Source organism: Chromobacterium piscinae, from assembly GCF_021129175.1.
GTDB lineage: Bacteria > Pseudomonadota > Gammaproteobacteria > Burkholderiales > Chromobacteriaceae > Chromobacterium > Chromobacterium piscinae.
Genome location: NZ_JAJOHV010000101.1, coordinates 1 through 19,726, shown reverse-complemented (window position 1 = coordinate 19,726; position 19,726 = coordinate 1). Strand labels below are relative to the sequence as shown.

At 66.0% G+C, this 19,726-nt stretch carries 16 protein-coding genes and 1 other RNA gene; 2 read left to right on the top strand and 15 right to left on the bottom strand.

The window, feature by feature from the left end:
- The 6 genes from nagE to LQR33_RS21140 all read right to left on the bottom strand — a co-directional run.
- The coding region (gene nagE, locus LQR33_RS21165) for an N-acetylglucosamine-specific PTS transporter subunit IIBC (RefSeq protein WP_231470323.1) at positions 1-1,417 on the bottom strand (1,417 nt) is incomplete at its 3' end.
- 76 nt (positions 1,418-1,493) lie between these two features.
- Entirely contained in the window at positions 1,494-3,989 is a 2,496-nt protein-coding gene (gene ptsP / locus LQR33_RS21160; protein WP_231176742.1) for a phosphoenolpyruvate--protein phosphotransferase, read from the bottom strand.
- 89 nt (positions 3,990-4,078) lie between these two features.
- Complete coding sequence (locus LQR33_RS21155; protein ID WP_231176733.1) at positions 4,079-5,101, bottom strand: SIS domain-containing protein; 1,023 nt, start codon at positions 5,099-5,101, stop codon at positions 4,079-4,081.
- Positions 5,082-6,203 carry an N-acetylglucosamine-6-phosphate deacetylase gene (gene nagA / locus LQR33_RS21150; RefSeq protein WP_221663752.1) on the bottom strand — a complete coding sequence of 374 codons (1,122 nt, stop codon included), beginning with the start codon at positions 6,201-6,203 and terminating at the stop codon, positions 5,082-5,084. The genes LQR33_RS21155 and nagA overlap by 20 nt, the downstream gene beginning before the upstream one ends.
- A complete protein-coding gene (locus LQR33_RS21145) occupies positions 6,200-6,934 on the bottom strand; it encodes a GntR family transcriptional regulator (RefSeq protein WP_021475838.1) in 735 nt (244 codons plus the stop codon). The genes nagA and LQR33_RS21145 overlap by 4 nt, the downstream gene beginning before the upstream one ends.
- Before the next feature lie 141 nt (positions 6,935-7,075).
- A complete protein-coding gene (locus tag LQR33_RS21140; RefSeq protein ID WP_231470322.1) occupies positions 7,076-7,333 on the bottom strand; it encodes a hypothetical protein in 258 nt (85 codons plus the stop codon).
- A 76-nt stretch (positions 7,334-7,409) separates the two neighbouring features.
- Here LQR33_RS21140 and LQR33_RS21135 point away from each other — a divergent pair, with 76 nt between their 5' ends.
- Complete coding sequence (locus LQR33_RS21135; protein ID WP_166439507.1) at positions 7,410-8,552, top strand: lytic polysaccharide monooxygenase; 1,143 nt, start codon at positions 7,410-7,412, stop codon at positions 8,550-8,552.
- Between the two features lie 128 nt (positions 8,553-8,680).
- On the opposite strand, the gene yedA is transcribed toward LQR33_RS21135, so the two are convergent.
- From yedA to rnpB, 9 genes are all read right to left on the bottom strand, one after another.
- Positions 8,681-9,547, bottom strand: a complete 867-nt coding sequence (gene yedA / locus LQR33_RS21130) for a drug/metabolite exporter YedA (RefSeq protein ID WP_231470321.1) — start codon at positions 9,545-9,547, stop codon at positions 8,681-8,683.
- 61 nt (positions 9,548-9,608) lie between these two features.
- Positions 9,609-10,277, bottom strand: a complete 669-nt coding sequence (gene tolQ / locus LQR33_RS21125; RefSeq protein WP_021475840.1) for a protein TolQ — start codon at positions 10,275-10,277, stop codon at positions 9,609-9,611.
- A 26-nt stretch (positions 10,278-10,303) separates the two neighbouring features.
- Positions 10,304-10,885 (bottom strand): L-threonylcarbamoyladenylate synthase type 1 TsaC, encoded by a 582-nt coding sequence (tsaC, locus tag LQR33_RS21120; RefSeq protein WP_231176731.1) that lies wholly within the window; start codon positions 10,883-10,885, stop codon positions 10,304-10,306.
- A gap of 135 nt (positions 10,886-11,020) precedes the next feature.
- Entirely contained in the window at positions 11,021-11,239 is a 219-nt protein-coding gene (locus LQR33_RS21115; RefSeq protein ID WP_152526829.1) for a hypothetical protein, read from the bottom strand.
- Positions 11,240-11,589: 350 nt separating this feature from the next.
- Positions 11,590-12,867, bottom strand: a complete 1,278-nt coding sequence (purD, locus tag LQR33_RS21110; RefSeq protein WP_231176718.1) for a phosphoribosylamine--glycine ligase — start codon at positions 12,865-12,867, stop codon at positions 11,590-11,592.
- A 131-nt stretch (positions 12,868-12,998) separates the two neighbouring features.
- Positions 12,999-14,576 (bottom strand): bifunctional phosphoribosylaminoimidazolecarboxamide formyltransferase/IMP cyclohydrolase, encoded by a 1,578-nt coding sequence (gene purH, locus LQR33_RS21105; protein ID WP_166439498.1) that lies wholly within the window; start codon positions 14,574-14,576, stop codon positions 12,999-13,001.
- Between the two features lie 177 nt (positions 14,577-14,753).
- Positions 14,754-14,990 (bottom strand): helix-turn-helix domain-containing protein, encoded by a 237-nt coding sequence (locus tag LQR33_RS21100; protein WP_011134100.1) that lies wholly within the window; start codon positions 14,988-14,990, stop codon positions 14,754-14,756.
- Positions 14,991-15,035: 45 nt separating this feature from the next.
- The gene (gene dusB / locus LQR33_RS21095) at positions 15,036-16,094 is read right to left on the bottom strand and encodes a tRNA dihydrouridine synthase DusB (protein ID WP_231470319.1); all 1,059 of its coding nucleotides are present in this window, start codon (positions 16,092-16,094) and stop codon (positions 15,036-15,038) included.
- Positions 16,095-16,231: 137 nt separating this feature from the next.
- Positions 16,232-16,692, bottom strand: an RNA gene (gene rnpB / locus LQR33_RS21090) — RNase P RNA component class A.
- Positions 16,693-16,798: 106 nt separating this feature from the next.
- Here rnpB and LQR33_RS21085 point away from each other — a divergent pair.
- The coding region (locus LQR33_RS21085; protein WP_231470317.1) for a cache domain-containing protein at positions 16,799-19,726 on the top strand (2,928 nt) is incomplete at its 3' end.

Genomic DNA, 19,726 nt, shown 5'->3' with positions numbered 1-19,726 from the left:
CCGCCGGCGCGGCCGCCTGCGGTTCCGCGGCGGCGCTGCCCAGCGCGCCGCGGATCTCGTCGGCGATCAGGTCGGCCTCCGGCCCCAGCACCACCTGCACGCTGCCGGCGGCCGGCTTGATCAGGCCGCGCGAGCCCAGCGCCTTCAGCGCCGCCTCGTTGACCTTGTCGTTGCTGGCCACCTGCAGGCGCAGGCGGGTGGTGCAGGCATCCACCGATTTCAGGTTGGCGGCGCCGCCCAGCGCGTCGATGAAGGCGCGCGCGCGGCCGGTGCCGGCGCCGACTTCAGCCACGGCCACCATCACATCCTCGCGGCCGGGAGTCTTCAGGTCGAACTTGCGGATGAAGAACACGAACAGGCCGTAGTAAACGATGAAGTAGGCCGCGCCCACCGGCAGCAGCAGCAAGGGCTTGGTGGCCAGGCCGAAGTTCAGCAAATAGTCGAACAGGCCGGCGGAGAAGCCGAAGCCCAGTTTGACGTCCAGCGTCTGCATGATGGCCATCGCCAGGCCCGTCAGTACCGCATGGATCGCGTACAGCGCCGGCGCCAGGAACATGAAGGCAAATTCCACCGGCTCGGTGACGCCGGTCAGCATCGCGGTCAACGCCATCGAAAACAGCAGGCCGCCGACGGCCGCGCGGTTTTCCGGCTTGGCGGTGCGGTACATCGCCAGGCAGGCGGCCGGCAGGCCGAACATCATCACTGGGAAGAAGCCGGACATGAACATGCCCGCGGTCTTGTCGCCGGCGAAGAAGCGGGTCAGGTCGCCGTGCACCAGCTTGCCGGCGGCATTGGTGAAGTCGCCCACCTGGAACCAGACCATGGTATTAAGGATGTGGTGCAGGCCGGTGACGATCAGGATGCGGTTGAGCACGCCGTAGAAGAACACGCCGATCTCGCCCGCGCCTATCAGCCATTTGCCGACGCTGTCGATGCCGTGCTGGATCGGCGGCCAGATGTAGCCGAGCACCGCGCCCAGGATCAGCATGGAGAAACCGGTGACGATGGGGACGAAGCGCTTGCCGCCGAAGAAGGCCAGGTAGCTGGGCAGCTTGATGTCCTTGTAGCGGTTATATAGATAGCCGGCGATCAAGCCCGACAAAATGCCGGACAGCACGCCCATATTGATCTTGTCGTCGATCACCTTCAGCACCGCGGTCAGCACCAGGAAGCCGATGGCGCCGGCCAGGCCGGACGTGCCATTGTTGTCCTTGGCGAAACCCACCGCCACGCCGATGGCGAAGATCAGCGCCAGATTGCCGAAGATGGCGTCGCCCGCCTGGGCCATGATCTTGATGTCCAAGAGGTCGGGCTGGCCCAGCCTCAGCAGCAGGCCGGCCACCGGCAGCACGGCGATCGGCAGCATCAGGGCGCGCCCCAGCTGCTGGATGCCGGCAAACTTGTTAAGAGTACTCACAACATATCTCCCAGGTTAATTCTGGTGCCGTCTTGTCCGATGGCGGCTCCCCAGCACTTCGCACCGACGCCCGCCGTCACACGCCGGGCCACAGTTCCGTCACTCTGCCGCGCACCGCCTGCGGCGACCCCAGCGCCAACAGCCTCAGCGCCTCTTCCTCGCAATGCCGGCGCGACAGACCGCGCACCAGGCTCTTCACTTCCGGCACCAGACGCGGGCTGACCGACAGCTCGGCGACGCCCAGGCCGATCAGCACCGGAACCGCCTGCGGGTCTGACGCCATCGCGCCGCATACGCCCACCCACTTGCCGTGCTTCTTGGCGCCTTCCACCGTGATGGCGATCAGGCGCAGCAGGCCCGGGTGCATGGAGTCGATGCGCGAGGCCAGCGTGGCGTTGCAGCGGTCCATCGCCAGCGTGTACTGGGTCAGGTCGTTGCTGCCGATGGAGAGGAAGTCGGCGTGCTTGGCCAATTGGTCGGCCAGCAGCGCCGCCGACGGCACCTCCACCATCACGCCCAGCTGCGGCCTCTCGGCCAGATTCATTGCGCCGGCCAGTTGCTCGACGCGCTCGCGCAGCCGGATCAGCTCGCCGACGTCGGCGATCATCGGCACCAGGATGCGCAGTCGCGACAGCGGCTTCACCGCCAGCAAGGCGCGCAGCTGGGTGTCCAGCATGTCCGGATAAGCGAAGCCGGTGCGGATGCCCCTGAGGCCCAGCGCCGGATTCGGCTCCGGCGGCAGTTGCAGGTAGGGCACCTCTTTGTCGCCGCCCACGTCCAGCGTGCGGATGATGGCGTTGCGGCCGTCCAGCGCGTCCAGCACCGCCTGGTAGGCTTCGGTCTGCTCGGCCTCGGTCGGCGCGTCGCGCCGGTCGATGAATAGGAATTCGGTGCGCAGCAGGCCCACCGCGTCGGCGCCGTGGGCGACGCCCTCGCGCGCGTCGTCGGCGTTGGCGATGTTGACCGCCACCTCGATCGCCACGCCGTCCACGGTGATGGCCGGCGCGTTGGCCGATGCCTGCATCGCGCGGCGCTTCGCCTCCAGCTTGTCGATTTCGGCGCGGGCGGCGGCCAGATCGGCGGCGCTAGGCCGCGGATTGGCCAGGCCGGCGCGCGCGTCCAGCACCAGAGTCTGGCCCTGCTCCAGCGCCAACGCCGACGGCCCGCAAGCCACCAGCGCCGGAATGCCCAGCGCGCGCGCCAGGATGGCGACATGGCCGCTGGCCCCGCCGGCGGCAGTGATGATGCCGGCCACCTTGCCGCGCGGCAGGCGGGTCAGCTCGGACGGCGCCAGGTCCTCGGCCGCCAGGATGGAGGCGTCGAACAGTTCCGGCCCCTGCTCCGGCTCGCCGTACAGCGCCACCAGCACCTGGCGCTCGATGTCTTTCAGATCGGCCACCCGCTCGGCCAGCAATTGATTGCCCAATCCAGCCAGGATCGCGCACTGGGCGCGCACCGCGCGGCGGAAACCGAAGCCGGCGCCGCGGCCGGCATCGATGTCGGCCTCGGCGGCGGACAGCAGCTCGGGATCGTCCAGCAGCGCCAGATGGGCGGCGAAGATGTCGCTCTCGGCGGTGGCGCCGCGGCGCAAAGCCGCATCGATGCCAGACGAGATCGCGCCGCGCACCCGGGCTAGCGCCGCCGTCAGCGCGGCCCGCTCTTCCGCAATGCCCGCGCCCTGTTCCGGCAGCGGCATCTCGAAGGCGTCCAGTCTGACCACCCGCCCGATCGCCAGGCCCGGCGCGGCTGCCACGCCGGCGAGATAGCCGGCGACCGGTTCGCGGGCCTCACCCGGCGCCGCGGCGGCATGGCCGGCTTCGCTGCGGGTTTGCAATGCCTCGATCACGGCAGCCAGCGCCGCGTCGGCGTCATGCCCGCTGGCGATGACCGCGACGCGGTCGCCCTCAGCCACGCCCAGGCCCATCAGCGCCACCACGCTGCGGGCGTTGGCTCGCTTGCCGGACAATTCGATGAACACCTCGGCGGCGTGCCGCTTGGCCGCCTGCTGCGCCAAGGCCGAAGGCCGCGCATGCAGACCGCCCTCATGGCGCACTACAGCCTCGCCGCGGCGTTCCGGGCCGCCGGCGGACTCGCGAGGGGAGACAGCCTCGCGAGCCGCCAGGGTCAGGAAGTGCGAACGACCGGCTTCAAGCAGGCCTTCGGCACGGCGGGGGAAATGGAATTGATCGGAATTGGCAATGACCACCATGGTCTGCAGCGACGGCGCCTCGCGCGCCACCGCGTCCAGGTCCACCTCGATCAGCGGCTGGCCGGCTTGCACGCGGTCGCCGACGGCGACCAACGGACGGAAACCGCGGCCTTCCAGCTTGACGGTATCGATGCCGATATGGATCAGCACTTCGGCGTCGTTGTCGGCGGCGATGGTCAGCGCGTGGCCGGTGCGGGCCAGCTGGGCCACCGCGCCGCTACAGGGCGCCAGCAGCGTCGGCGACAGCGGGTCGATGGCCAGGCCATCTCCCATCATCCGCCCGGCGAATACCGGATCGGGCACGCGGTCGAGCGCGATCGCCGGCCCGGAGAACGGGGCCAGCAGTTCGAGCGTTGTGGTCATCGAGCGTCCTTATTCTGTCGATTCTGTTGTCGGCGGGCCGCGTCGCCGCGGCCGCCACGGCGGTCTGCGCCGCCTGTCTGTTCATCCGGTCAACGGGTGCGGGTCACCTTGGACAGGTGGCGCGGCAGATCCGGATTCAGGCCGCGCGCCTCGGACAGGCGAGCCGCCATCAGGTAGAAGCTCTGGATCGCCAGCAGCGGGTCCAGCGCCTCGTCGTCGGCCACCGCCAGCGTCAGGTCGCGGCTGGCCACATTGTCCGGCGCGGCCAGCAGCACGCGCGCGCCGCGGCCGCGCATTTCCTCGGCCAGATCGATCAGGCCCTGCTGTTCCGGGCCCCGCGGCGCGAACACCAGCAGCGGGTAGCCGTCGTCGATCAGCGCCATCGGGCCGTGCTTGATCTCGGCGCCGGAGAAGGCTTCGGCCTGGATCGCGCAGGTTTCCTTGAACTTCAGCGCCGCTTCCAGCGCCACCGCGAAGCCCAGGCCGCGGCCGACCACCATGATGCGTTCGGCCGGCTTCAGCACCTCGATCGCGGCCGACCAGTCCAGTCCGGCGGCGTCCTGCAGCCGTTGCGGCAGGTTGGCCAGCGCGGACAGCAGCCTCTCGTCGGCCTGCCAGTGGGCGACCAGGCGGGCGACGGCGGACAGCGAAGCGATATAGCTCTTGGTGGCGGCGACGCTCTTTTCCTCGCCGGCGCAGAGCGGAACCGCCCAGTCGCAGGACTCGGCCAGCGGCGACTGCTGCTTGTTGACCAGCGCCACGGTGTGGGCACCGGCGGCGGACAGGGCCTTCATGGTGTCCACCAGGTCAGGGCTCTGGCCGGATTGCGACAGCGCGACTGCCAGCTGGCCATCCACCGCCAGCGGCGACTGGTGCAGAGTGACCAGCGACATCGGCAGCGACACCACCGGAATGCCCAGACGCTGCATCACCAGGTAGGCGAAGTAGCTGGCGGCGTGGTCGGAACTGCCGCGGGCGACGGTCAGCGCCAGCCGCGGGCTGATGCGGCCCAGCTCGCGCCCCAGCGCGGCCAGCCCTTCATCGGCGTACATATGTTGCGCCGCCACCGCTTCGGCGGAATACAGCGCTTCCTCAAGCATCAACGAGGCCAATCTCTTCTCCCTCAACGTAGACTTGCTGCAGATTCAGTTCGGCGTCCATCACCGCGATGTCGGCCCACGCGCCGACCGCCAGCCGGCCGCGGTCGGCCAGGCCCAGGTAGTCGGCCGGATACAGCGACAGGCGGTTGGAAGCGTCGGCCAGCGGCAGGCCGATCTTCACCAGATTGCGCAGCGCCTGGTCCATGGTCAGCGTGCTGCCGGCCAACGTGCCGTCGGCCAAACGCACGCCGCCCATGCACTTGGTGACCGAATGGGAGCCCAGCTTATACTCGCCGTCCGGCATGCCGGCGGCGGCGGTGGAATCGGTGACGCAATACAGGCGCGGAATGGCGCGCAGCGCGGTGCGGATGGCGCCGGGATGGACGTGGAGCAGATCGGGAATCAGCTCGGCGTACTCGGCATGGGCCAACGCCGCGCCGACCACGCCCGGTTGGCGGTGATGCAGGCCGGTCATGGCATTGAAAAGATGGGTGAAGCCGGACGCGCCCTGCTCCAGCGCGGCCACCGCTTCCTCATAGCTGCCGAGGGTATGGCCCATCTGCATCCGGACGCCCTGCGCGCTCAGTTCGCGGATGATGTCGAGATGGCCCGGGATCTCCGGCGCCAGTGTGATCAGCGAGATCGGCGCCAGCGCGCGGTAGCCGTTGATCTGCGCCATCGCCGCCCGGCAGGCGTCGTCGGGCTGGGCGCCCAGCTTGCCGGGGTTGATGTACGGACCTTCCAGGTGCACGCCGAGCACGCGGCTGCCCGCGGGCGCCCGCTCCTTGCTGCAACGGCCGATGTCCGCCAGCACCCGGGAGATTTCCTCCGGCGGCGCGGTCATCGTGGTGGCGAGCAAGGAGGTGGTGCCGAAGCGCGCGTGCAGGCGGGCGACATGAGAGACGGCGTCGCCGCCTTCCATGATGTCCACGCCGCCGCCGCCGTGCACGTGCAGATCGATGAAGCCCGGCAGAATATAGCGTTCGGGCTGGCGGCCCGACGCCAGGCGGGCGTCTATCGCTGCGATGCGGCCGTCGGCCGCCAGGCGCACGGCGCCGTCCATCCAGCCGGAGGCGGTCAGGATGCGGCCCTGCAAGGTCTGCGTTTCAGTCATCGTTTCAGTTCAGCTACGAAATCGTAATAATCGTTGCGGCAATAGGTGTCGGTCAGCTCGATCGCCACGTTGTCGGCATTGAAGCCGATCCGGGTGATCAGCAGCATCGCCTCGCCAGGGCGGATGCCCGCAAGCTGGGCCACGTCGCCGGAGGCGTTCACCGCCCGGATATGCTGCAAGGCCCGCACCACAGAATGGCCCGCCGCGTCCAGATGGGCGTACAGCGAAGTGCCCACCGCCTGCGGATCGGGCAGGTAAGCGACCGGCATCGTGCTCATTTCAATCGCCATCACCACGCCGTCGGCGAGGCGCTGGCGCTTGAGCCGCGCCACCATCGAGGTCGGCGACAGCCCCAGTTTGATCACTTCCTCGTTGCTGGGCGGAAACACGCCGCGCTCCAGCCACACCGACGAAGGCACGAAGCCGCGCAGCCGCAGCTGCTCGGTGAAGCCGGTCAGCCGCGACAGCGGCTGCTCCAGCCTGGGCGTGATGAAGGTTCCCGAGCCCTGGCGCCGGCGGATCATGCCCTGCTCCAGCAACACGTCCATCGCCTTGCGCGCGGTCACCCGCGAAATACCCAGCTCTTCCGAAAACGTCCGCTCCGACGGCAGCGCTTCGTCCGCTTGCCACCAGCCGGCGTTGATCGCGTCGGCCAGCTTGCGCGACAGCTGCAGATACAGCGGCGTGCTCAGGTTTTCATCCGGTTTCAATGCTTGCCAGCGGTTTTCCATGGTCGTCTGAAGTGGTCTGAAAACCGCAGTGTAAGCCCAGTCAAGCCGCGCCGGTATCCCAACGCGGGACAGCTTACCGCGTAACCGTTCCGTTACAGCTCGCACGGTAATACCACATTAATACCACGTCAATACCAATTATCAAGCCGCGCCCCCTTCGCGCATCGCGCATGGCAACAAAACGACAAAACCGGGCGACCAGAAGAAATCGGAAAGAACCACGACGACCAGGAAGCATGAGATGGCTGGCGCAGGACGCGCCGCCCGACGTCCAATCGGGCAGGTCAAATGGCAGACAATCTTTGCAAGAATCAGAACTTGCGCTCTCAGCGCGTTAGATTTGGCACTAATACCAATTAATAAACTTACATTTAATATGATGATCACATTTTCAATCATTTAGCCGATTCAAGGACGCCGAACGTCCTGGCTGATGACGATGCGCTTACATACCACTACCAGACAAGGAGTTCGCATGAAACTGCATTGGCATCTCCCCGCCGCGCTGACCCTGAGCTGCCTGAGCGCCCCGCTCTGGGCCCATGGCGCGATGGAAATCCCGATCAACCGCGTCTACAGCTGCTTTCTGGAAGGCCCGGAAGCGCCGAAGTCCTCTGCCTGCCAGGCCGCCAAACAAGTGGGCGGCACCCAGGCGATGTACGACTGGAATGGCGTCAACCAGAACCCTCAGGGCGACAACCACCAGGCGGTGGTGCCGGACGGCACGCTGTGCGGCGGCGGCAAGGCCGAATTCAAGGGCTTCAATCTGGCCCGCGACGATTGGCGCGCCACCAGCATCGTGCCGGATGCCAGCGGCAACTTCGAATTCATCTACAAGGCCACCGCGCCGCACGCCACCAAGTACTTCAAGTTCTATGTCACCAGGAACGGCTGGAATCCGAAGCAAGCATTGAAATGGTCGGATCTGGAGCTGTTCGGCACCGTCAACGGCAATCCGACGCAGGATGCCAGCAAGCGTTACCACATGACGCTGAAGCTGCCGCAAGGCAAGACTGGCCCCCACATCATCTTCAACGTCTGGAAACGCTCCGACAGCGAGGAAGCGTTCTATTCCTGCTCCGACGTCAATTTCGGCGGCGACGCCGCGCCGCCGGCGGCCAATCCGTGGAAGGAAATCGGCAACGTCGCCGCGCGCGAGAATCTGCCGGCCGGCAGCAGCGCCACGCTGCGCGTGTTCGACAGCCAGGGCCGCGACGCCGAAAAACACACGGTGGCGCTGAACGCCGTCAGCGGCCAGATCGCGAATTGGCCGTACGAGTTGGCGCAGAAGGTGAACGCCGCCTCGCCGTTCATCCGCATCGGCGTGATGAAGTCGCAGCAGCGCGCCGTCTCCATCGTTCCAGTGAAGGATGCCACCGCCAATCGCGTCTATCTGAATGACAGCTACAAGGGCTACGGCTTCGCGATCGACCTGAAGAAGGGCGATGCCGGCGCCCAGCCGCCGGCGGCCAACGCCTGGAAAGAAGGCGATAAATACGCGCAAAGCCAGGTGGTCAGCTATCAAGGCCGCCAATACCGCTGCCTGCAGTCGCACACCGCTTGGGCCGGCGCCGGCTGGACGCCATCCACCCAGCCCACGCTGTGGCAGGCTATCTGAGCTCTGCGCCCGCAATGAAAAACGCCGCTCTCGGGAGCGGCGTTTTTTTGCTTGATTGGCAAGGTAGCGGTTCCGCTACAGGAACGCCCTTATCGCCCCGACATGCATGCCGGAAAGGCCGGCCGCCCTCATGAACGCCGCCAGCTGATCAACACCACCGCGGTGACGATCACCACCATGGCGAGCATTTCGTGCGCGCCGACGTGCTCACCCAGAAACACCGCGCCCAGCAGCACCGCGATCACCGGATTGACGTAGGCGTAGCTAGTCGCCGCCGCCGCCGACACCGTTTTCAACAGATACAGGTAGGCGCTGTAGGCGATCATCGAACCGAACACCGTCAAGTACAGCAGCGCGACCCAGCCTTCGACGCCGGGCCAGTCAGCCAGACGTTCGCCGACGGCGAATCTGGACGCGATCAGGGCCAGGCCGCCGAAAATCATGGTCCAGGCGCTGCCCATCGTGCCCGCCGGCTGCGGCAGCTTCTTGCTCCAGGCCGAACCCAGCGCCCAGCCGGCCGAAGCCAGAATCAGCAAGGCCGCGCCGCGCGGGCTGGCGCTGAGGCTGGAACCCAGATTCAGCAGCACGATGCCGGCCACGCCCAGCGCCATGCCGGCCCACTCCAGCGGCCGCGACTTGTGGCCGAACACGCGGGCGAACAGCAGCGTGAACAGCGGCACCGTCGCGATCACCAGCGCGGCGACGCCGGACGACACCTCGCGCTCGGCCACCGTCACCAAGCCGTTGCCTATCGCCGGCATCAGCACGCCCAGCAAAGCCGCGCCGCCCAGCTGGCGCGCATTCGGCCACGGCGTCCTCTTCCATGCGAGATAGGCCAGCACCAGGCTGCCGGCCAGCAAGAAGCGAATGCCGGCCATCAATAGCGGCGGCCAGGATTCCACCCCGATGCGGATGACCAAATAGGTGGAGCCCCAGACCAGATAGAGGGCGAGAAAAGCGGCCAGCGTCAGCGGCGCGAGGCGTGAAAAAGGCATGGTTCTGTCCGTAAATTCCGAACCGAAACCATGCCGTATGCAAGCCGAAACGGCAAGCGTCTTAACGCGTCGCCAGCCGCTGCAGGATGTTGGAGAACTCTTCCATATAGGTGTCGAAGCGGGTGGCCAGGCGGTCCACATCGGTGGCGAAGCGGTTGTAGGCCACCACCGCCGGAATCGCGGCGAACAGGCCGATGGCGGTGGCAACCAGCGCCTCGGCGATGCCGGGGGCCACGGTGCTCAGCGTCGCCTGGCCGGCGTTCCCCAGCCCGATGAAAGCATGCATGATGCCCCACACGGTGCCGAACAGGCCGATGTAGGGGCTGACCGAGCCGACAGTGGCCAGGAAGGAGGTGTGGCTGTCCAAGGTGTCCAGCTCGCGCTGCGCCGCCGCCCGCATCGCGCGGCGGGAGCCGTCCATGATGTCGGACAGCTCGGCGCCGCTGCGGCCGCGCTGCTTCAGGAACTCGGCGAAGCCGGACTGGAAGATGCGCTCCATGCCGGCGGTGTCGCTGCGGCGGCACACGTCCTCATACAGGCGGTTCAGATCGGCGCCGCTCCAGAAATTGCGTTCGAACTCCTCGCTGTGGCGCTTGGCCGAGCGCAGCACCGAGATCTTGTTGAAGATCAGCGCCCACGACAGCAGCGACGTCAGCGCCAGGCCCGCCATCACCAGTTGCACCAGCAGGCTGGCGTTCAGGATCAGGCTGATAAAAGAAATCTGTTGCACGTTTTATTCCTCAGTTCACACGCGGCCTAACGCAATACGCGGCCGCTCTCCAGATCGATGATGGTCGATGGCTTGCGCCGCTTGCCGATGCGGCCCGGCAGCGTCAGCACCTTGTCCTTGAAAGCCATTCGACAGGCTCGCGCCGTCTTCAGCGATTTCTGCCCGGCTCGGTTGGCCGAAGTGGACACCAGCGCCGTGCCAAGCCGACGGCACAAGGCCGCCGCTTCGCCGTGCGCAGTGACCCGCACCGCGATCTTGTGGTGCCGGCCGCGCAAAGCCGGCGGCACCCGCCGCGACGCCGGCAGCAAAAAGGTATATGGACCGGGCCAATAGCGCGCCAGTTCCGCGCGCTGCGCGGCCGAAAGCGGTTTGACCAGGTGGCGGATCTGCTCGAAATCGGCGGCGATCACGATCAACCCCTTGTGATTGGGCCGCGCCTTGATCGCCAGCACGCGGCGTATCGCGCGGGTATCGAGCGGACTGCACCCCAAACCGTAACAGGATTCAGTGGAATAGGCGATCACGCCGCCATCGCGCAACTGCTTGCGGGTCCGTTGCTGCAAACGGCTGCCAGGCAGGCGCGGCAAAGGACCGGAACCGGACTTCATGATTGATCAAGCTAGATGGAAACAGGAAGCAACCATTGTAGCGGCAACGGCGCAAAAACACAGGCGGAAATGCGAGGAAAGGCGGGAGGACGATGCCGAAGCGGCGACGTGGCTCGCGTCGGCATCGGACACACGTCAGAGCAGCAGGTGCTCGTGGTCTTCGGGAGGATCTTCCGGCGCGGCGCGCCAGGCATAGCAACGGGCGGGCACCCCGGCGTCGGTGTTGAACTGCTTCAGCCAGTAGGCCAGCCGGCGCCAGCAGCGCTTTTCATGGGTCAGGAAACGCAATAGCCGGCTGCGACTTCCAGGCTCCGGATCGGCCGGCAGGCCGTGTTCAGTAGTCAGTGCGGACATGATGGCTCGCTCCAGGATTGAGGTATGGGTGCGCTCTCAAGCGAACTGTAGCGACCGGGGTGTCAAATTCCCGCAGAAACAGCGGCGCGCCGTATCAAATTTTCATAAAATTTCACTCATCGTTCGCTCTCGCCAATGCCTCATCCAGCGTCATTAGCCAGGTTCACGTTAATCCTTCAATACTTGGCATTTTCATCGAGGTTTTTAATAGTGCTTCAAACAGCTCTCACGGGCCATCACACAACCAAAACAAGCCTTCACTGCCCTCCACGCGCCGTATGCTTTTCGCCTGCTAAATCCCCATAAAAAAACAGCGCCTAATGGCGCTGTTTTTCATTACAGGGGAACGCTCAGTGCTTGCGCCCGATCGCCCGCGCGCCGATGTCGCGGCGGTACTGCTTGCCGGCGAACTCGATGGCGTCGGCCAGCTGGTAAGCCCTACCCTGCGCCATCTTAACGCTGTCGCCCAGGCCCACCGCGCACAGCACGCGACCGCCGCTGGCGCGCAGCTGATGCTGCTCGTCGAACGCGGTGCCGGCATGGAACACGATGCCGTCCTCGCTCTCGGCCGGAATGCCGTGGATGGCGTCGCCCTTGCGCGGCGCATCAGGATAACCGGCGGCGGCCAATACCACCCCCAAGGCGACACGGCGGTCCCACTCGGCTTCCACCTTGTCCAGCTTGCCGTTGACGCCGGCGTCTAGCAGCACGGTGAAGTCGGTCTTCAGGCGCGCCATGATGGGCTGGGTTTCCGGGTCGCCGAAGCGGCAGTTGAACTCGATCACCCTGGGGTGGCCTTCGTCGTCTATCATCAGCCCGGCATACAGGAAGCCGGTATACGGATGGCCGTCCTTCTTCATGCCCTGCACCACTGGCTGGATGATTTCGCGCATCACGCGGTTGTGCACCTCCGGCGTCACCACCGGCGCCGGGCTGTAAGCGCCCATGCCGCCGGTGTTCGGCCCTTGGTCGTGGTCCAACAAGCGCTTATGGTCCTGGCTGGTGGCCATCGGCAGCACGTGCTCGCCGTCCACCATCACGATGAAGCTGGCCTCCTCACCCACCAGGAAATCCTCGATCACCACGCGGCTCCCGGCTTCGCCCATCTTGTTGCCCAGCAGCATGTCGTCGATAGCGGCGTGCGCCTCGTCCAGCGTCATCGCCACCACCACGCCCTTGCCGGCGGCCAGGCCGTCGGCCTTGATCACGATGGGCGCACCCTTGCCGTCGACGTAGCCATGCGCGGCCGCGGCGTCGGTGAAGGTCTGGTAGCCGGCGGTGGGAATGCCGTGGCTCTGCATGAAGGCCTTGGCGAAGTCCTTGGAGCTTTCCAGCTGCGCGCAGTACTGCGTCGGGCCGAACACTTTCAGCCCCTCGTTGCGGAAGGCGTCCACCACGCCAGCGGCCAGCGGCGCCTCCGGGCCGACCACGGTCAGGTCGATCTTCTCTTCCTTGGCAAAGGCCAGCCACTCGGCCACGCCGTTGGCCGGGATATTGGTCAGATTCGCGTCCTGCGCGGTGCCGGCGTTGCCCGGCGCGACAAAGACCTTGGACACGCGCTTGGACTTGCCAATGCGCCAGGCCAGCGCGTGCTCGCGGCCGCCGGAGCCGATCACGAGAACTTTCATCGGGTTTCCATTCTATTGTGTGGGGCGGCGGCCCTAAGCCGCCGCCTGTTGGCGCCTACCTGAATAGCATAGCGCCAAGTCGGTTTCATTACCGCCGTTTCCGTCGGGACGCGGCGGCTTGCCCGTCGTCATCAGTGGCGGAAATGGCGCACGCCGGTCAACACCAGCGCGATGCCGTGCTCGTCGGCGGCGGCAAACACTTCTTCGTCGCGCATCGAGCCGCCCGGCTGGATGATGGCCTTGATGCCCTGCTCGGCGATGACGTCGATGCCGTCGCGGAACGGGAAGAAGGCGTCGGACGCCGCCACCGCGCCGGCCAGGCTCAAACCGGCGTCCTGCGCCTTGCGCGCGGCAATGCGGGTAGAGTCGACGCGGCTCATTTGGCCGGCGCCGATGCCTGCGGTCTGACCATCCTTACAAAACACGATGGCGTTGGACTTGACGTACTTGGCCACGCGCCAGGCGAACAGCAGGTCCGACATTTCCTTGGCCGTCGGCTGGCGCTTGCTGACCACGCGCAGCTCGTCCAGGCCGACGTTGCGGATGTCCGGCGTCTGCACCAGCACGCCACCGCCGACGCGCTTCAGCTCGAAGCGGTTGGCGCCGGCTTCCAGCGGAATCTCCAGCACGCGGACGTTCTTCTTGGCGGCGATGATGGCCTTGGCTTCCTCGGTGAAGGACGGCGCGATCAGCACTTCCAGGAACTGGCCGGTCACGGCCTCCACCGTAGCCGCGTCCACCGGGCGGTTAAAGGCGATGATGCCGCCGAAGGCGCTGGTGGTGTCGGTGGCGAAGGCCAGCTTGTAAGCGGACAGCGTGTCCGGGCCGACCGCCACGCCGCACGGGTTGGCGTGCTTGACGATGACGCAGGCGGTGTCGTCGAAAGTCTTCACCGCCTCCCAGGCGGCGTCGGCGTCGGCGATGTTGTTGTAGGACAGTTCCTTGCCCTGCAATTGCTTATAGTGGGCGATGCTGCCCGCGGCCGGATCCAGGTCGCGGTAGAAGGCGGCGGCCTGGTGCGGGTTCTCGCCGTAGCGCATGTCCTGCACCTTGATGAACTGGGCGTTCAGGCGGTTCGGGAAGGCGACTCGTTCCGGCTTGCCCGCCACCACGCCGTCGGCCAGGCTGGTCAGGTAATTGGAGATCGCGCCGTCGTAAGCGGCGGTGTGGGTGAAGGCCTTCTTGGCCAGCTCGAAGCGGGTGGCTTTGGCCAGCTTGCCGCCGTTGGCTTTCAGCTCGCCCACCAGCGCCGGATAGTCGGCGCTGTCGGTGACGATGGCGACGTGGGCCCAGTTCTTGGCGGCGGAGCGCACCATGGTCGGCCCGCCGATGTCGATGTTCTCGATCGCGTCCTCCAGCGAGCAGTCCGGATTGGCGATGGTGGCCTCGAACGGATAGAGATTGACGCACACCAGGTCGATGTTGCCGATGTCGTGTTCGGCCATGGTGGCGACGTGCTCGGGCAGGTCGCGCCGGCCCAGGATGCCGCCATGCACCTTGGGATGCAGCGTCTTGACGCGGCCATCCAGCATTTCCGGGAAGCCGGTGTAGTCGGACACTTCGGTCACCGGCAGGCCGGCCTCCAGCAGCAGCTTGGCGGTGCCGCCGGTGGACAGGATATGCACGCCCAGGGCGGACAGCTCCCTGGCGAATTCCAGCACGCCGCTCTTGTCGGACACGCTGATCAGCGCTCGTTCGATCTTGGTCATGTTTCTCTACCGCTTTGGCTATGGATGAACACTATAAAAAACCGGCTCAGGCCGCCGACGCCGCGCATCGGCTCGATTTCAATCAATCCCGGCGGCCTGCCCATCGAATCCCCGCCTCCCGCCGCGGGGGAGGGGCAAAAAAAACCGGCCACCCTGTTACGGTGTGGCCGGTTATCTTCAAATCAAATCATACGACTTCATCTTCTTGCGCAGCGTGTTGCGGTTCAATCCCAGCAACTCCGCCGCTCGCGTCTGGTTGCCCTGGGTGTGTATCAGAACCACCTCCAGGAGCGGCTTCTCGACACAGGCGAGCACCATGTCGTAGATCGCCGACGGCGCCTCGCCGTCCAGGTCGCGAAAGTACTGCTCCATCGCCAGCCGCACCGACTGCGATATGTGATCGTTGTTTTGCATCTTGTTATTGGTATCCAGAAGTCGGGTCCCCACCAGGCCGCGGCGTCAAGCGCCGCATGCCTCTCCCTCCGCCACGGCGTCGCCGTCGCGGTCCAACTTGTCCTCATCCTCGACTACATAGCTTAGACGATCGCCGGCGTCGCCCAGCCTGGAGAAATACTCACCCACCGCCAGCCGCTGCTCGCCGGTGTTCTCCAGCTTGTACATCTGCTGGCGAAAGGCGTTGCCGCCGGCCAGGCCCTTGGTGTACCAGGCGATGTGCTTGCGGGCGATGCGGCAGCCCGAGTACTCGCCGTAAAAACCGTAAAGCTCGTCCAGGTGCTCCAGCATCAGCGCGCGGATCTCGTCCACCGTCGGCGGCAGCAGCGTCTCGCCGGTGTCCAGATAATGCTGGATCTCGCGGAAGATCCACGGCCGGCCCTGCGCCGCGCGGCCTATCATGATCGCGTCGGCGCCGGTGTAGTCCAGCACCCGGCGGGCCTTCTCGGGCGAATCGATGTCGCCGTTGGCCACCACCGGGATGGACACCGCCTGCTTCACCGAGCGTATCGTGTCGTACTCGGCGTCGCCGCGATACATGTCCTCGCGGGTGCGGCCATGCAAGGCCAGCGCGGCGATGCCGGCGTCTTCCGCCATCTTCGCCACAGCCAGCGCCGTCTTCACTTCCCGGCTCCAGCCGGTACGGGTCTTCAGCGTCACCGGCACGTCCACCGCCTTCACCACCGCCTCCAGGATGCGGCCGACATTGTCCAGGTCGCGCAGCAGCGCCGAGCCGGCCGCCACATTGCACACCTTCTTCGCCGGACACCCCATATTGATGTCGATGATCTGCGCGCCGTGCTCCACGTTGAGCCGGGCCGCGTCGGCCAGCATCTGCGGTTCGCCGCCGGCGATCTGCACCACGATGGGCTCGACCTCGCCTTCATGATTGGCGCGGCGCAGCGTCTTGGGCGTGGTCCACAAGGCCTTGTTGGCGGTGATCATCTCGGAGACGGCCATCCCCGCCCCCAACCGTTTGCACAGCATGCGGAAAGGCCTGTCCGTCACCCCGGCCATCGGCGCCACGATCAGCCGGTTTTTCAGTTGGTACGGTCCTATCTGCATGACAAATAAATTACTGGTAATAGCTGGGAAGGGTCGGTATTGTATAGCGATTTTCGCCGGGCGGGAAAAATTTTTGCTTATTTTTTAAGCAGCTTCGATAGCCGCGAGTAATCGCGACCGGAAAGAATAAGGAATGGGGTGGGAGTCGGCCGATAAGCCGGGTTCTGTCGTTGGACAATCATTCCTCTAGGCCTGCCGTTGCCGACAGGCTCAAGCAACCTACCCGGGGACAACGCGAGCCACGTTAGCGCCCCCCTATTTGGTCTTGCTCCGGATGGGGTTTAGCCTGCCGTCCGTGTCGCCACGTCCGCGGTGCGCTCTTACCGCGAGCAGGTTTCCCCGCCCGTCCGGGCCGGCTTGCGCCTCCCGGTACACCTTTTCACCCTTGCCTGATCCGCCCTTGCGGGTTTTTGTCGGGACAAGCCCTCCAAAAAGACTTTGTCGACCTTTCGGTCGACAAGTCCGGCCATCGGCGGTTCAGCTCTCTGTTCCACTTTCCGTCGCCTCGCGGCGCCCGGTCGTTAACCGGCATCCTGCTCTATGGAGCCCGGACTTTCCTCCCCGTCCTTTCGAACGCGGCGATTGCCTGGCCAACTCCCGAGCGCGATTTTAACGGAAATTGGATATCGCCGCCTGACAATTTTTCATGACATTCAGGATAATCCCGTATACTGACCATCCCTTTTCGAAGTCCAGAGATCGTGATGGAATGGAATCCCGCCCGGCTGTCGCGCCTGCAGCTGTCCGGCACCCTCGCCATCGTGTTCGCGCTGGCGCTGACCCTGGCCAGCTATTTCCTGATCATGAGCTGGCGCGATTTCCAATCCGGGCGGCAGAACATCGAACAGGAAGCGACCGCGCGCGCGCGCGACGGCCTGCAAGCCTACGCCGACCACGCCGCGCTGCTGCTGTCGGCGCTGCGGGAGCGCACCAACGACACCATGCGCCACCAACTGCGCGAGCAGGTGGACCAGGCCTGGAGCCTGGCCGACGCCATCTGGCGCCGCGAGCATGCCCGGCAGAGTCCGCGCCAGGTGCAGCAGCTGATCGTAGAGGCGCTGCGGCCGCTGCGCTACTTCGACGGCCGCGGCTATTTCTTCATCGACACCCTGAATGGACGCTGCGTGCTGCTGCCCACCGCGCCCGAGCGCGAAGGCCAATCGCTGCTGGACAACCGCGACGACCGCGGCCGCCACATCATGCAGGGCCTGCTGGATTCGGTGGACAACGCCGCCGGCCGGGGCTTCTCCGCCTACCGCTGGTACCTGCCCGGCGCCGGCCGCATGGACGACAAGATCACCTACGCCCGCCGCTTTCCCCGCTACAACTGGCTGATCGGCAGCGGCGAATACATCAGCAATGTCGAGGCCGCGCTGCAGCAGCAGGGCCTCGACACCTTGGCCCGGATGCGCGCCGGCCAGGCCGGCGGCGAGCTGATGATCATCGACGGCGGCGGCATCATCCGCCTGTACCCGACCCGGCCGGCCCTGGTCGGCAAACCCTACCTCAAGCTGCCGGCCGCCGAACGCGCCCGCGTCGAACAGCTAGTCCAACTGGGCAAGCATGGCGGCTTCGTCGAATACAGCCAGCAGGACGACGCCGGCCTGGCCTCCGACAGCTATCTCGCCTACAGCCGCCAGCTGCCGGGCTGGGACTGGACCCTGGTCACCAGCGTCAAGGTGCAGACGATACGCGACGACAGCCTGCGCGCCGCCCAGCGGCTGAAGGGCCGGCTGGCCGAGCGCATCCTCGCCACACTGGGCATGACCCTGGTGGCCATGCTATTCGCCAGCCTGCTGTGCTGGTACTTCGTTCGCTGGGTCGGCGCGCTGGTGCGGCGCTACCAGCAGGATCTGGCGCAGAGCCATTTGTCGCTGAAGGAGCAGGCTCGGGAGCTGAAGCTCAGCCACTTCATGATCGACAACGCTACCGAGCTGGTGGCGCTGCGCAACAGCCGCGGCGAAGTGGTGTACTGCAACCAAGCGCTGCGGCAAGCGCCGCAACTGGCGGACGCGCTGTTCCGCCATCCTGACGGCGGCTACCCGCTCACCTTCGAAACGATGGAGGGCGCGGGCGAGTCCGAGCGCTGCCTCGAAGTCACCATCAACCAGCTCAACTACCAGGGCGACGCCTACCTGTGCGCCACCGCGCGCGACATCAGCGGCCGCCGCCAGGCCGAACGCCAGCTCAGGCTGGCCGCCCAGGTATTCGAATCCAGCAACGAAGCCATCCTGATCTCCGATCCGGACAACCGCATCCTCACCGCCAACCGCGCCTTCGGCCACATCACCGGCTACGGCGAAGCCGAGGTCCGCGGCCTCAAGGCCTCGATGCTGTTCTCCGACCGCCACGAGCCGGCCTTCTTCCAGCAAATGTGGCAGGCGCTGCAGCAGCGCGGCCAGTGGTCGGGCGAGATTTGGAACCGGCGCAAGAGCGGCGAGCACTTCCCCTGCTGGGTCAACATCAGCGTGCTCCTGGACGCACAGAGCGAGATCAGCCACTTCGTCGCCCTGTTCACCGACATCTCCGAGCGCAAGGAACAGGAGGCGCGGGTCCAGCACATGGCCGAATACGACGCGCTGACTGACCTGCCCAACCGCGTGCTGGTCAACGACCGCCTGCACCAAGCGATACGGCAGGCCGAACTGCAGCACAACCAGCTGGCAGTGCTGTTCGTCGACCTCGATCACTTCAAGAACATCAACGACACGCTGGGCCACTGCGCCGGCGACGAGCTGCTAAAAGAGGTGGCGCGGCGACTGGCCGGCGCGGTGCGCGGCCTGGACACCGTCGGCCGCACCGGCGGCGACGAGTTCGTGCTGATCCTGCCGTCCATCAACCAGCCCGGCGAGGCGGCGCAGATCGCCGAACGCATCCTGCGCACCATCCAACAGCCATTCCAGATCGGCGAGCATTCGCTGGTGGTCGGCTGCAGCATAGGCATCAGCCTGATGCCGGACGATGGCAGCGACATCCAGACCCTGCTGATGAACGCCGACCTGGCGATGTACCACGCCAAGGCGCATGGCCGGAACACCTTCCGCTTCTACACCCGCGAGATGAACACTCAGGTCGCCGAGCGGCTGCTGATGGAGAACCGGCTGCGGCGGGCGATGGAGCAGGAACAGCTGTACCTGGTCTACCAACCTCAGTACGACATGGCCGGACAAAGGCTGCTAGGCTGCGAGGCGCTGCTGCGCTGGCGCGACCCGGACGAGGGCCTGATCATGCCCGGCCGCTTCATTCCGGTGGCCGAGGACACCGGCCTGATCGTGCCGCTGGGCCGCTGGGTGCTAGACCAGGCCTGCCGCCAGGCCAGCCTGTGGCTGCATGCCGGACTGGCGCCGATGCGGATGGCGGTCAACGTCTCCGCCCACCAGCTGATGCGGCACGACTTCATCGACGACGTGCGCGAGGCGCTGCAACGGCACGCGCTGCCCGGCCATTTCCTGGAACTCGAGGTCACAGAGAGCACGCTGATGGCCGATGCCGACCTGGCATCGCGCCAGCTGGCGGTGATCAAGGCAATGGGGGTGCGGCTGGCGATAGACGACTTCGGCACCGGCTACTCCAGCCTCGCCTACCTGAAGCGCTTCGCCCCCGACGTGGTGAAGATAGACCGCTCCTTCATC